The 14,032-nt window shown below is 45.9% G+C and carries 14 protein-coding genes; 3 read left to right on the top strand and 11 right to left on the bottom strand.

Annotation, left to right across the window (positions count from 1 at the left end; translation table 11 throughout):
- Positions 1-9: 9 nt before the first annotated feature.
- From PRUTH_RS03785 to norR, 4 genes are all read right to left on the bottom strand, one after another.
- The gene (locus tag PRUTH_RS03785; protein WP_151172557.1) at positions 10-1,278 is read right to left on the bottom strand and encodes an ABC transporter substrate-binding protein; all 1,269 of its coding nucleotides are present in this window, start codon (positions 1,276-1,278) and stop codon (positions 10-12) included.
- An 85-nt stretch (positions 1,279-1,363) separates the two neighbouring features.
- On the bottom strand, positions 1,364-2,281 hold the full coding sequence (locus PRUTH_RS03780; RefSeq protein WP_151172556.1) for a GGDEF domain-containing response regulator: 918 nt from the start codon (positions 2,279-2,281) through the stop codon (positions 1,364-1,366).
- Entirely contained in the window at positions 2,272-4,383 is a 2,112-nt protein-coding gene (locus PRUTH_RS03775) for an EAL domain-containing response regulator (RefSeq protein WP_151172555.1), read from the bottom strand. Before PRUTH_RS03775 ends, PRUTH_RS03780 begins: the two co-directional genes overlap by 10 nt.
- Before the next feature lie 219 nt (positions 4,384-4,602).
- Positions 4,603-6,225, bottom strand: a complete 1,623-nt coding sequence (norR, locus tag PRUTH_RS03770; RefSeq protein WP_151172554.1) for a nitric oxide reductase transcriptional regulator NorR — start codon at positions 6,223-6,225, stop codon at positions 4,603-4,605.
- Between the two features lie 174 nt (positions 6,226-6,399).
- Between norR and PRUTH_RS03765 the strand changes: the two genes are divergently transcribed.
- Genes PRUTH_RS03765 through hmpA form a run of 3 tightly spaced genes read left to right on the top strand, consistent with a single transcriptional unit; the run spans position 6,400 to position 9,066 of the window.
- Positions 6,400-6,672: a hypothetical protein gene (locus PRUTH_RS03765; protein WP_022945157.1), complete on the top strand. Its 273-nt coding sequence runs from the start codon at positions 6,400-6,402 to the stop codon at positions 6,670-6,672.
- Positions 6,673-7,869, top strand: a complete 1,197-nt coding sequence (locus PRUTH_RS03760; protein ID WP_151172553.1) for an NnrS family protein — start codon at positions 6,673-6,675, stop codon at positions 7,867-7,869.
- 15 nt (positions 7,870-7,884) lie between these two features.
- Positions 7,885-9,066 carry an NO-inducible flavohemoprotein gene (gene hmpA / locus PRUTH_RS03755; RefSeq protein WP_151172552.1) on the top strand — a complete coding sequence of 394 codons (1,182 nt, stop codon included), beginning with the start codon at positions 7,885-7,887 and terminating at the stop codon, positions 9,064-9,066.
- Between the two features lie 398 nt (positions 9,067-9,464).
- On the opposite strand, the gene PRUTH_RS03750 is transcribed toward hmpA, so the two are convergent.
- The 7 genes from PRUTH_RS03750 to PRUTH_RS03720 all read right to left on the bottom strand — a co-directional run bounded on the left by PRUTH_RS03750 (position 9,465) and on the right by PRUTH_RS03720 (position 13,920).
- Complete coding sequence (locus PRUTH_RS03750; RefSeq protein WP_151172551.1) at positions 9,465-10,196, bottom strand: hypothetical protein; 732 nt, start codon at positions 10,194-10,196, stop codon at positions 9,465-9,467.
- A gap of 91 nt (positions 10,197-10,287) precedes the next feature.
- A complete protein-coding gene (locus PRUTH_RS03745; protein WP_151172550.1) occupies positions 10,288-10,512 on the bottom strand; it encodes a hypothetical protein in 225 nt (74 codons plus the stop codon).
- A 129-nt stretch (positions 10,513-10,641) separates the two neighbouring features.
- Complete coding sequence (locus tag PRUTH_RS03740) at positions 10,642-10,983, bottom strand: hypothetical protein (protein WP_151172549.1); 342 nt, start codon at positions 10,981-10,983, stop codon at positions 10,642-10,644.
- A 116-nt stretch (positions 10,984-11,099) separates the two neighbouring features.
- Positions 11,100-11,537 (bottom strand): hypothetical protein, encoded by a 438-nt coding sequence (locus PRUTH_RS03735; RefSeq protein ID WP_151172548.1) that lies wholly within the window; start codon positions 11,535-11,537, stop codon positions 11,100-11,102.
- A 123-nt stretch (positions 11,538-11,660) separates the two neighbouring features.
- On the bottom strand, positions 11,661-11,990 hold the full coding sequence (locus PRUTH_RS03730; RefSeq protein WP_045978945.1) for a hypothetical protein: 330 nt from the start codon (positions 11,988-11,990) through the stop codon (positions 11,661-11,663).
- A 48-nt stretch (positions 11,991-12,038) separates the two neighbouring features.
- The gene (locus PRUTH_RS03725) at positions 12,039-12,821 is read right to left on the bottom strand and encodes an IS3 family transposase (protein WP_151172547.1); all 783 of its coding nucleotides are present in this window, start codon (positions 12,819-12,821) and stop codon (positions 12,039-12,041) included.
- Positions 12,812-13,920, bottom strand: a protein-coding gene (locus tag PRUTH_RS03720; protein WP_151172498.1) for an IS3 family transposase whose coding sequence is annotated in 2 segments (ribosomal slippage) — positions 12,812-13,671 and positions 13,671-13,920 — 1,110 coding nt in all. Because the reading frame shifts where the segments join, the coding sequence is not laid out codon by codon here. Before PRUTH_RS03720 ends, PRUTH_RS03725 begins: the two co-directional genes overlap by 10 nt.
- Positions 13,921-14,032: the final 112 nt, after the last annotated feature.

Below are 14,032 nucleotides of genomic sequence, written 5' to 3'. Positions count from 1 at the left end.
CACCTATCCTTACGCATTCAGTAATTCATACCATTTATCAAGGCTATAGTCGTAATTAGGCATCACCGTGTTCCACACCGCAACATTAGAAAAACGTTTTGTGTAACTGCCACCGTTACGTATTTGCCCAGCCTGGACCGATACCTTGCCATCAGTGCCACGCAAATCCATACTGGCTTCATTCCCCTCATACCAATATTGCCACTCTGCTTTAGACATCAATGGCTGGCTACGTTGGGGGTTAGAAATATAGTAGCCTTGGCGTGCAATAAAGGCCCCTGGGTAACCTGATAACCACCAATTCATATACTCATACGCTGCGTCTTTGACAGCTCCAGTGGTGTGTGCTGATAAACACATGACCCCATGCCAGGCCCGGTAGCCTTCCTTAGGCGCTGCATAGACCACAGGGATTCCTTGCCCTCGGCAGGCGCTCACCCCCGGTGAAAACATGCTTTGTATGTGCACTCGATTCGTTTTCATAAAATCGACCGACTGGGGTACAGAGGTCCAGAAGCCAGAGAAATGACCTTGGCGCTTTTTAGCAAGCAAAATACTGAAAAGCTTATCAATTTCAGCAATGGACATATTACCCATGTCTTTAAATGTCATGAGCCCCTGACCCTGTACTGCCAAAGCAGCATCGAAAATACCGATGGTTGGTGCATTCACAAGCGCCACTTTACCTTTGTTTTGCTCATCCAAAAGCCATGACCAAGACTCAGTTTCATAAGCCCGGCCTTTAGCAATGTGCTGAGTGTTATAGCCAAAGGAGTCAACATTGTGCACGTAAGGCATAAAGCTAACTTTGTCTGTGGCCTGCGGCCCTAACTTGCCATCATCCTGCACATACAAGATTTTATTGGGCGCATCCCCCGCCCCCACTCGCGCGTTTTTAGTCAGTTGCCCCGTTTTTGTTAGGTTATTAATTTCATCCCAGTAAGTTAACCTATCAACGTCAATGGGTTGTATCGCGCCTGCTTGCCATAAAATATTAATAGAGTCTGACCATTGCTCGTATACATCAAACGAGCTTGGGTCTGCCGCTGCTTTTTGTAACAGTGCCGCACTGCCCATAGGGGCAAACATTAAGTGAATACCCAACTCGCGCATCGCCCGTTGGCGTAGCTCTTCTTGTAAGGTCACATGTGTGCCCATGACCCTGAGGGTGACTTTTTTCTTTGCGAAGACATAGGGCGCTTTGAGAGCAAGCGTTGATACCGCTGCTCCCTGACCTAGGGTACGTAAAAATCGCCGACGTGTGGGAGAGTAGCTCATTAACCAGACTCCTGTCGTTAAGTTTGCTACAAAGTGTAGACTAAGCCCTTAAATTAGAAAAAATTTTCTTCTTGCTTAGCAGTAATTAATCGAGACACTGATACCGATTTCGACCCGCTCGTTTAGCCTCGTAAAGGGCTTGATCTGCATCTGCTATCAGTGTTTCAAGGGCTACTTCAGCGCTCTGATTACTGGTTGTAGCACCAATACTAACGGTCACCTGCGCAAACGGCGAATAGTCATGTTTAAGATTAGCTGCGCTTAAATTATTCATTATTTGCTTGCAAATAAATTCGCAACCACTTGCATCCGTATAGGGCATGATCACTAGGAACTCCTCACCGCCAAAGCGTACCGCCACATCATGGGGTCTACGCAAGCTCTGTTGCAACACCTGCGCAACTTGCTTAAGGCATTCATCGCCTTGAGGGTGACCATAGTGGTCGTTGTATTGCTTAAAGTGGTCAATATCGACCATCAGTACACTAAAAGGTTTACACTCACGTATAGATTGACGCAATGAGTTCACGACTTCCTCATCTAAGTAGTGGCGATTGTAAAGTCCTGTCAAAGAGTCTTTATAAGTGAGCTTAATGAGAGCTTCCAGTCTCAGTTTATTTTCAAGGTGATTTTGCGTTCGGTGAATTAGCGTTGAGGCCGCAACGGGTTTTCCGATAAAATCACTGGCTCCCGCCTCCCAGCATGCATTTTGCGATTGGGTGTCATAGGTGCCAGTCACAAAGACCACGGGCACTTGTTCAAGCAAAGCGCTTTGTTTTAGTTCTTTGCAGACCTCTAAGCCACTAATATGGGGCATATTGACGTCGAGTAGAATTAAATCGGGTACCTCAGCAGCGCAGTACGCTAAAACTTGGGAGCTATCACTCAATGTGGTGACATCAAAGTACTCTTCTAACATTGCCTCTAAGGTTAGCCGTGCAATATCATCATCGTCGACCACCAGTACTTTACACTGGGAAAGCGGTTTTATATCTAGGTGCATAGCGTTCCTGCTGCTTGTTGCTCTAATAACTGTGACAATGACACAGATACCATGGGTTTAGCCAGTAAATACCCTTGGCCAATGCCGCACCCCAAAGAACGTAACTTTTTGGCTTGCGGTTCGGTTTCAATGCCCTCTGCGACAATTTCCAAGCCTAGCGAATTTGCTAGGTCTATGATAGCCGTCACAATATCTAACGCTTGGGGCTCTGCCAGCATATCTCGTACAAAAGATTGGTCTATTTTCAATACATTCAGGGGGAAAAGCCTGAGATAAGAAAGGCTTGAGTAGCCGGTACCAAAGTCATCAAGAGCAATGCTTACGCCCATATCGGCAATAGATTGTAGTTGAGTGACCGTTTGCTCGTAACTGTCTATAAGGGCAGATTCAGTAACCTCGAGCTCTAAATATCGACTCGGCAGCTGAGTTTTCTCAAGTATAGCGGCAACGGTATCGACCAGCGCAGAGTCAGAAAACTGCTTTGCCGATATATTAACCGCTACCTTCTGTGCATGCCCAGCATCGAGCCATGCTTTGGCGTCACGGCAGCATTGCTCTAGAACCTGTTCACCAAGACGATAAATCAAGCCTGAATCTTCAGCATATTCAATAAACTGAGCTGGTGATATTAACTTGCCATCTGCGCCTCTTAATCGCACTAACCCCTCTGCTCCAATAATGTCATTGGTATTTAGGTCAAATTTAGGCTGATAGTGAACTTCTAACGCGTTTTGCTCCAGTGCTTCGCGAAGCGTATAGCCGACAGCTAAACGTTGATTCATTTCGTGTTGTAAATCATCGCTGAAATAACAATAACTATTCGCCCCTGCTTGTTTCGCCTTATACATAGCTGAGTCGGCATGACGAAGCATTTCTTCAACACTGGAAGCATCGTCTGGATAGACGCTGATACCCACACTGGCACTCAAGTTGTGTTGCTCGCCCCCCAGCCGAAAAGGCTTAGCGATGACATCTAGCAACTGGCTAATTAACGCCTCCAACCCGAACGAGTTTTGCTCTTGCGGCACTACCAATGCAAACTCATCGCCGCCGACACGGGCAACAGTAATATCACTACAGGCAAAGCGGTCAAGGCTGTGGCCAACATGCGCGATAATTTCATCGCCAATGTGATGGCCCATGGCGTCGTTTATATACTTAAAGTTATCTAAATCTAGCAGCATTAAACTTACTTTACGGTTGCCAGCTGAAGCTCTGGCAATGCCTTGTGTAAGCCGGTCATGCAACAGTACTCGATTAGGCAGTGCGGTGAGCTGATCATGATGAGCGAGGTAGGTCATTTGCACTGACATAGCGAGGGTTTCACTCACGTCCTGAAACACCATCACGGCACCACGCTGTTGGCGTTGCTCGTCAAGGATTGGCGCAGCACTGTCCTCCACGCGGTACTCCAGCCCTTGTTTACTGACCAGTTGAGTATTTATTGCCATGGCCACAGGCCTGTTTTCTTTTAATGCCACGGTCAAAGGATTAATATACGCTTCTTTCGTTGAGGCATCCCTTAGCTTCATCACCTCTTCAATATGTCGTCCCTTAGCAGCGGTTTGCGACCAACCAGTCAAACGTTGTGCGACCGGGTTCAGGTAGGTGATACAGGCATGCTCATCGGTCGAAATTACGCCATCCGCGATAGAGTCTAGGGTAATGCGCAGATGCTCTTTTTCTGCCGCCAGTAGCCTTTGTGTCTTTTCCAATGCTCGCTCTTGTGCACGCACTTTGGCATGGTTCTCTACTCGCATACGGCACAACGTAAGATTCAAAGGCTTGGAGATAAAGTCGATGGCACCCAGCGCGAGTGCGCGCTCTTCGATTTCCGGGTCGTTGTGTGCAGTGATAACAATAATGCGCAGCGCACTAAGTGAGGGCTGGCATTGAATTTGAGCCAGTAAGTCAAAACCGCTGATGGTAGGCATTTCTAAATCAAGCAACAAAATATCTGGCTTAAAATCGGCAATAAGCGCCATCGCTTCGCTGCTCTCATTACATGATTGAACCTCACCTATCCCCGCCAACGCATGTTCCAGCTGAAGGGTATTAATGGGCTCATCATCAATCACGAGAACTTTACTTAGTTCGGTCATTTACACTCTCACAACAAACAAGACGCTCAATAAAGATAGCGTTAAACATTTTGAAAAGCGACACCACAAAACGAGTTTAGTCATGGGCGCAACGTCTACTTTATTGCTTAACTATACTGTCACACTAAGCAAACCTCTTCGAAACAGCGTTTTCTTTAATGAGCATTTAAGTGGTGACCGACCTTTAGCTGGGAACCCCGAAGTCAATCATCGCCTTTTTCAAAACACGACTTTCTCAACGTGTATTTGCAAACGCTTAGCCAGACGAATTAAGTTAGCGCGATCAACACCTAAATGCTTGGCTGTTCGGCTCCAGTTGCCTTGATGAGCCTGTAAGGCACGTTTGACTATCTGGCGTTGGTAATCATCCACAGCCTGGCGCAAATTAATCGGTTCCTCTGTCGCCATGGAGTTAGGTGTTATATCTGATAGAAGTGGCGTTTGCGTGTTCTCCTCGGTGTTTAGCGGGTCTGACTTTCTTTGCGTTGTCTTATGCAGTTCATCGCAGTCGCCGAGCGTCACAGTCACCAGGCTATCATGGCGGCTGTGTATTGGTACTTTGGCACAGGCCTTTAATGCTGCGCGATTCAATAAGTGCTCAAACTCGCGAACATTGCCCGGCCAAGTATACTGGGCGAGTCTGTCTAAAAGCGCTGGGGAAATTTTCAGCTGGTTTACACCGAGTTTTCGCCTTGCACGCTCGATAAAGAAACCAGCCAATAGTGGGATGTCTGCCATACGCTCACGTAAAGGCGGCACTTTTAATGGGTATACGTTGAGACGGTGATACAAGTCGCTGCGAAAGCGCCCGCTTTCCACCTCAGCTTTTAAATCACGATTGGTGGCGGCAATAACACGCACATCCACCTTTATCACTTCATCTTGGCCAACAGGTTGAATCTCATTACTTTGTAACGCCCGTAAAAGCTTACTTTGCGCAGCTAAGGGTAACTCCCCCACCTCATCTAAAAACAAGGTGCCACCGCTGGCAATGACAAACTTACCCGCTCGCTTGCGCTCAGCCCCGGTAAACGCACCTTTAACATGACCAAATAATTCGCTCTCTACCAAGTTCTCTGGCAGCGCCGCGCAATTGACATAAATAAGCGCTTGATCACCACGACTTGATTGCTGATGCACTCTGTGCGCCACCAGCTCCTTACCTGTGCCGCTTTCGCCTTCAATAAGTACCGAGTAATTGGATGGGGCCACCAAGGAAATTTCATTTTTAAGTTTATCAATACAGGGACTTTGACCAATGATTTCCGCCGGACAGCCTGAGGCACTGGGTTCGCTCAGAGCGCGCAATACTTCTTGTGAATGGCTGACATTGGCCTCTAACAAATCAACAGTCAGTGCCGTATGTAAGCTCACCGAAGCCATGGATGCAATTAGCGCCAATGAGCGTTCTGAAAGTGAATCAAACACCCCAGGAGATAGACTATCCAAGGTTAATACACCAAGTAGCTGATTTTGGAAATACAGCGGGATCCCCATACACGCATGCACAGGTAAGTCGCCCTCCATAGCCGTGAGTAAGCCATCATATGGGTCAGCCAGTTCACACTCTGCGGGGAAACGCGTGGCTGTTAATGACTGACAAATCGCAACAAACCGAGGGTGCTCAGCAATAACAAAGCGACGCCCAAGTATTTCATGGCTCAGCCCTTGATGAGCCAAAGGCTGTAAATAGTCGCCTTTGTGAGCCAGTAACATGATGGCATCGCAGGTGATCACTTTACGAATGGCACTGAGCAATTCATCAAAGCGCTGTTGACTGGCGACGCTCTGCGCGAGGGTGATGGATAATTCCAAAAGTTGGTTGTCGGTAAGGCGGTTCATATACGTGGCCCGAAATCATTTTAACTTTATTGTAGTCATTAAGACACGCATAACAAGTATGTCTTAATGACACAAAAACAATCTGATTCATTAGATACCTTATATTTATCAACAACTTAAAAAGATGGCACTAGTTTTGATATAGCTCCAATAGATTCATTTGTAGGAGCGCCTATGTACTCGCAGTTTGTTCTTCCCACTAATCATGCACTTGAGGGGGCACAGTTAAGCTTTCAAAAATGCATTATTGCTGCTAACTGGAGCATGGTGTTGTCACTTGGCCTCGTTATTTGCAGCCTATTAATGAGCTTTTATTTCGACTCATATTTACCCATCTCCATGCAGATAACTGCCCATATCGGCACCATAGTGTTCGCGGCAATCTTTAAGTTGGCGTATGTGGTGCGTTGTGTCGGCGTTTATGGCTTGGGCTACAGGGTGTTTTAAATGCAAATACAAGAACCCAACACACCCGACAATAAACAAATTGGCTTTCACCATCCGTTTTGGCAATTAGCGTTTCGCTCATTTTTCTTAACTGGCGCGCTATTTGCGGCGACAGCCATTGCCTTATGGGCAGCGATGCTGGCCGGGTTCATCACTTTACCGCAACCAATATTGCCAGCCGTGCTGTGGCACAGTCATGAAATGATCTTTGGTTTTGCAGCGCTCATCGCCGTTGGTTTTATAATGACGGCGGTGCAAACATGGACAGGGTTGCCCAGTATAACGGGCCTCCCCGTGGCAGCTTTACTGTTACTTTGGGTGTGTATTCGTATACTGGTATTTACTAACACGCACACCACTATTATCGCCGCGTTAATTATGTCGCTTTTATGGTGGGCCGCCATAGTGTTCACCTTTACGCGTCTCGTTTTCAGCGCGCGCAATGTACGCAACTACCTTTTCGTGCCCATGCTCTTGGCACTGGCGACACTAAACGCAGCCACCTTGGTGCTCGCGCTCATGGGTGAGCATTTAATCGCGTTGCACCTTATCCGCTCAGCTGTATTGCTGTTTACGCTTCTCATTGGGGTCGTTGGCGGCCGGGTGATCCCATTTTTTACGGCTCGCGGTGCAAATATTGATGCCCAAACACCGATGATATGGGCAGAGAAAATACAGCTGCCACTCACGGTCACTTGCCTGGTTGTGTTTATCACCAGTCACTTCGAATTATTGCCCTTTTCTCCAGCCATATTGTTGATAGGCACAGGATGCGTGCACCTTATTCGTATGAAACCGTGGTCTAGCTTAAGTACCTTCACCATTCCTTTGCTGTGGTCGCTGCATAGCGCATACGCCTTTATGGGGCTCGGGCTTATTGCGCTGGGTCTGAGTTACTACATCGACACATTACTCTTTAGCAACGCCCTGCACCTAATCACCCTCGGCGCCATTGGTTTGATGATTCTCGCGATGATAAGTCGCGTCTCGTTAGGGCACACAGGGCGCAAACTCAACGTTAAACCCCAGATCACAGCCGCTTTTATATGCTTGGTTGGGGCTACATTGCTGCGCTTTACTCTGACGTTGACTGGCCATGCATTTGTAGGCTGGGCCTTGAGCGCGGCGCTTTGGGTTGCTTCATTCACGATTTTCTTTTTCATCTACTGGCCGGTGCTCAGTGCACCGCGCCAATAACCTTGCGGAGTATGCATGTTATCTTCACACCACATCAATACAGTTAAATCAACGCTGCCCTTAATAAGTGCAGCAGGGCCGACAGTGACCGATCATTTTTATCAACGGATGTTTACCCATAACCCTGAATTAAAAGACGTATTTAACTTAAGTAATCAACATTCAGGGCGCCAGAAAGTGGCACTATTTGAAGCTATAATGGCCTATGCTAACAACCTTGATAATGTCGCTGTACTCAAGCACGCCGTGGAGCGTATTGCTAACAAGCATGTGAGCTTTAACATACAGCCTGATGATTACCACATCGTTGGCCATCACTTAATTGAAACCATGCGCGAGCTGCTAGGTGACCGCTTTAGTTGTGAGGTTGAGCAGGCTTGGCGCGCTGCCTATGCGGTGTTGGCACAACTGTTTACTCAGCGTGAGCAGGCACTGTATACAGCTCGCGAGCAAGCAAGCGGTGGCTGGCGCGGCAAGCGCGCCTTTAGCTTGACTCACAAGGTAAAGGAATCACAGCTGGTCACCAGCTTTACGTTCGAGCCCGTTGATCAGCAAGCAGTTATGGACTTCAAACCCGGGCAATACATTGCTATCGAGCTTAAGCCCTCTACTTCGGCTCACACCGAAATCCGCCAATACTCGCTATCGAGCACAGCAAACGGCAAAAGTTACCGCATTTCGGTCAAGCGTGAGGTGGGGGAACATACAGGAGTCATGTCGAACTTCCTACATGATCATCTTAAACTTGGCGACATCGTTGACTTACATGCACCAACGGGAGATTTTTTCTGGCAAGACCGACAAGCCCCTGTGGTATTAATTTCTGCAGGCGTAGGCGTAACGCCCATGCAAGCCATGTTAGAAACCCTTGCCGAGCGTAATTACCCCTTCCCAGTGACCTATCTCCATGCTTGCGAAACCCGTGCTCAACACTCGTTCGCTCAGCACACTGAAAAGCTATGCGCGCACCACCACTGGCAACATGCGACCTGGTATAACCACGAGTCAGGCGACATGGTAAATACATTTAACGGCTTCATGAACTTCTCAGCTATCACTCTGTCCATCGACGATGGTGATTTTTACGTATGTGGACCGCTGGCCTTTATGAAGTTTGTAAAAACCCACTTAATCGCCCTGGGGGTGAGTGATCATCGTATACACTACGAAGTGTTTGGCCCACACGCTGAGCTTTAACTGATTTGGTTACATGATGGGCTATTGAAATTGAAACAGCTGGCTAGAAGACAGAGCCAGCTGTGCTTTTTCAGTGAGCTTGTTTGAAGTATAAGTTGACATAGTACGAGCCCTTGTTCCGGGCTGTATCTGGATTTTATGGAATTATAAGTTGACATAAGTTTGAAGTAAAAGCTGACAAAAAGTTCCTTATTTTCCAGATATTGACCCTCGCGTGCCCCTTTTGTGCATTTTCAGTCGTTCGGCTAGTGCATCATACAACCAATTAAATAATCTGACTTTCAACCCCCCCCATTTTTGGACAGAAACACGTTAGAGTATTTATTCGGTAACGCTGCGCTCTGCGGCAAATTTGGAGCGCAGCGAAAAATTTTTCCGACAGCAGCGCCTTGTTATGTTTAGTACATATCCACGCTATCAATTTCACACACCGCACTACTTATTTTTGCGCTCGTGATCTCTTGATAAGACCCAAATGAGAAGTTGAAAGTAAGAGTTTCCCTACCACTATCGTGAGCATATAAATCATGAGACTCATCTTCATAACTTGAGTCTGATTGAGTTGAATAAGTGTTTCTGCCCTTATATTCAATCTCAACCGTGCATTCGACTTCAACGTCCAGATATGCACCGCCGCTGTAATCGGTGCTTACTTCATAGTTAAGCGAAACGTCACAATCATTATAATAATTACCAGAATAGCTTTCGTTACAATCTATATCGCCCCCAGTAATTTCAACACAAACTTCAGCGTTTGTTTTGTACTCTGTATCGCAGTCATCACCGCTCACCCCTTGGGCTCTTCGGCGTTGCATTTCGGCAATAGCCGCTTTTTCAAGCTCCATTTGTCTCTGGAATTCTTGCTCAGTCATGGCCTTGCATGAGCTACCCGCTCTTTTGAAGCCTCTATTGCACTTCCAGCCACTGCCATATACATCAATACTCGCATTTTCAGGGACTTGAACCTTCAAGCATTTCTGCCCAGATTTGTAATACCCCCGATCACACTTCCAACCGCCTCCAAATGGATTTTTTGATGCATTCTCTGGGAGATTCTGAGACCAGCTCAAACATGTGTAGAACATAGTCAAAATTATCAACAGTATTCTCATCCATGCCTCTTTAAACATAACGCCGCTATTGGGAGCAAAAATGCTTGGCTAAAATTAGCGAAGAATGAGCGCAAGCCAAGCGTTTTGCGTCCCTGCCATAATGGCTTTGTTATACATTTTGTAACTCAGTTAACAGATTATCAAGAGCTGGTTTTATATTGCTTTCAACAGAATTCATATTTAGAGCATTTAAGAGATATTCGCTAACTAATGCGCGTTTTTCAGTTGGAATATCGCCTATAGTTTTAGTTGATAGATCTAAATTTAACTTAGTTGCAGACTCAGCATCTATAAAGTGCTCTTCTGGTAGAGCTAAAAATTGCTTCAAATTCATATTTTAACTTCCTCGGTACCAATTTTGAGAAACGTATAACAACGCCGTTGTAACCGGCTGATAATAGTTGGCTAAAATTTGTGACGCACGAACAAAGCCAACTGTTATTTGTCCGCGTTTACAACATTGTTAGGTAAAAATACCAAACCTTGTAAGGGCTTGGGCTATAGCTACTTGAATAAGGAAAACACCGAAAGTAAAAAGAAAAGACCACAATAAAGATAAGCCGAGAACTCTTGAATAAACAAAAGAAACGGCTATGTAGCTTGCAAGCAAACCTGATAGCCCACCAATTAACTTTGAACAAACAACAGCTAGTAGAGTGCCTATAAACACCGAAATAGCGCAATATTTAAATTCATTATTTTCAGCACCAAAGAGTGTAGCACCTATTTTTACCGGCAAAACCGTTAATAAGAAAAGTACTAAAAAAAATAAAGCCACGGATTCTGTTTGAAAACTTAATTCCATTTAAACCTCTTTTACCTAACGCCCGGCTCATTTGCCGGAAATATGGAGTTGGTTTTTTGTTAGCGTAGCGTCAATAAAAAACTAACGGAATGTTGACGGTCAAATGCAGCCGTTTGTTATGCGCTGTTTTCAACCAGATCAACCACTATTTTTTGAATTACCAAACCGCCTGTAATTTTACTGTATTCATTGGTGATTTTAACTGAAACACCTAGATTACTTTTGCCAAGAGCACCCAAAGAATTAGACGCCATTGTTCGAAGAATTTCCCAGTCCGAGTGATTTTCAATACCACTCCAAAACGCGTCATTATCTGTGTTACTCCTGACCTCAAAGAATGAATCAATCTTACTTAGAAGTGACGCCTGCTCATTTGTTATGAGGCCATGCTCAATAAATTTAAGCTCATTTTCTTTATAATGCTGCTCATAATCTATAGCAATTTCTTCTTCTGTATTACCAAAGCCAAAAGCTTCAATCTGCTTTTCTGCAGGTAATGACAGAATCACCAAAAGCTTCAACGTTTCTTCAAAATGATAATTCACATAATCCATGTGCAATACTCTGACACCGCATAACGCCTTACTAATGGGCGCATTAATGCTTGGCTAAAATTAGCGACGAAGGAGCGCAAGCCAAGCGTTTTGCGTCCTTTTGAGTAACTTGTTAGTTGCCGTTTAGTTTACCCAACGAGGTGACACTTCAAAGGAAAAACCATTAAAAGCAGTACCAGCGATAAACAATAAAACAACGAGAATTAAAGTGAACCTAATATCATTTCGCTTTTTAACAAGTAAGTCGGAATTTGCATCTTCACACGCTTTACCGAAAATTACAGGCCACAGATATGTGAACATTTGTCTGTAAAGATCTATGAATTCTGGCTCGTTCCACTCTCGCCAATGCATTGGTGCTTCAGCTTTCCATGTTTCTACGAAAACACTTACACTTTTTATGAATGCCAAGATAGACAAAATAAAGAGGCAAATAACCAGAGTTTGAAACATGAACCATCCTTGAGGCAATGGTCTTCCCCATCAAAAGTAGACAGGTTATTACGCAAACCGTTGTTCATACTCCAGCGGGCTGAGATAGCCTAACGCTGAGTGACGTCGTTTGCGGTTATAAAATATTTCAATGTATTCAAACATACAGGATTTAACATGTTGTATCGAGTGGAATATCTCGGCATAAATCAGCTCAACTTTGAGACGACTGAAGAAGGATTCCATCACCGCATTATCCCAGCAATTGCTCTTTCGGCTCATGCTGATTATCGCACCTGATGAACGCACTAAATCCTGATAGGCCACCGCGCGGTACTGCACGCCTCTATCTGAGTGAAGCATCAAACCTGGTTTAACCTCCCTGCGGGCCAGTGCCATGTTGAAAGCATCTGAAATCAGCTTGACCGTCATCGACGTGTCTAATGCCCAACCGACAATCGCCCTTGAGAACAGGTCCATCACAGCGGCCAGGTAAAGCCACTGGCCGCGAACACGGATATAAGTGATATCTGATACCCATTTCCTGTTGGCACGCTCTGTGATGAACTGCTGGGCAAGCACATTCCCTTCTACATTCGAGTTTGAATAGCAGCTGCGACTGTAACGAAACGCCTTGCCATTTCTTGCCTTGAGAGCCAGCTCTTGCATAATTTTAGCGACCGTATTGAGGCTACATCGAACACCGCTGGCATTGAGTTCATAGGTGAGTCTGGGCGCGCCGTAGCGTGCCTTAAAGACCTCATAAGCCTCTTTCACATGATGGGCCAACTCAGCATGTTTCTGTGCTTTATCGCTCGGCTTTCGGCTTGTCCACTTCCCCGTTAATGACACAGTTCTAAATTAGAATCTTCCAGTTTTGCTCGGTAAGCAGCCGGTGGCAGGTTTCCGAGACTTTCATGGGTTCTTTCTTCGTTATAATCCAATCGCCAGAACCAAGCCATATCTCGCACTTGGCTGAGATTCTCAAACAAGTAGGCATCAAGAAACTCTCTGCGGAATGAACCGTTAAAGCGTTCAACAAAGCCATTTTGCTGCGGCTTGCCAGGCTGGATATACATCAGCTCAATGTGATTGGCCTCGCACCAATCAGTCAGGGTGGCCGATATTAACTCTGGGCCATTATCTACGCGCAGCTGATTCGGTAATCCGCGCTCAGCCTTAAGCTGCTCTAACACGCGTACGACACGGCTAGCGGGCAACGAGGTATCCACTTCAATTGCAAGGCACTCTCGCGTTCCTTCGTCCACCACATTTAACGTTCTGAATCGTTTACCGCAATACAATGTGTCATGCATAAAATCGAGCGCCCATTGGTGATTGGCTTGCTCCTGCACTTCTAAGGGCTGAACAATTCGCTTGGGTAGCACACGTTTCGTTCTTCGTTTTAGGTTCAGCCCCATCTGGCAATACACGCGATAAACGCGCTTATGGTTGAAGGGAAAGCCTTTGAAGCGCATTCGGCCAAAACACTTCCAGAAGCCTGCTCGTGGCGACTTCTCAAGCTCGGCATTGATAGCATCAATGACAGCAGCATCTGCTTTACGCCAGTCTCGTTCAGGGCGATAAAAGGTCGAACGGCCAATGCCAACAAACAGACAAGCCCTTACGATACTTAGCCCCGCACCAACCATTACGCTGACGCATTCTCGTTTATCCGCTGTCACCAACCCTTTTTTGCGAAAAGCTCCTTAATCGCATGATTTTCCAAACTAACATCTGCAAACATCTTTTTAAGCTTGGCATTTTCCTCTTCAAGCTCCTTCAACCGTTTGACGTCAGAGGCTTCCATCCCACCGTATTTGGACTTCCAGTTGTAATAGGTTGCACTACTGATACCGTGCTGACGGCACACTTCCTCAACCTTCCTACCCGCATCGACTTCTTTTAATACTGCGATGATCTGAGATTCTGTATAGCGTGATTTTTTCATAGTCGTCTCCTGCATTAATCATTACAGAAAACTCTAATTATGTCTGTCTCAGTTTATGGGAAGTGGACAGGCTCAGGTAACGATAAAAACCCGAGCGTGAGACTTTCAATGC

It is taken from the genome of Pseudoalteromonas ruthenica (genome assembly GCF_008808095.1).
GTDB lineage: Bacteria > Pseudomonadota > Gammaproteobacteria > Enterobacterales > Alteromonadaceae > Pseudoalteromonas > Pseudoalteromonas ruthenica.
The sequence above is the reverse complement of the archived record's forward strand: the minus strand, read 5'-3'. Positions and strand labels throughout refer to the sequence as shown.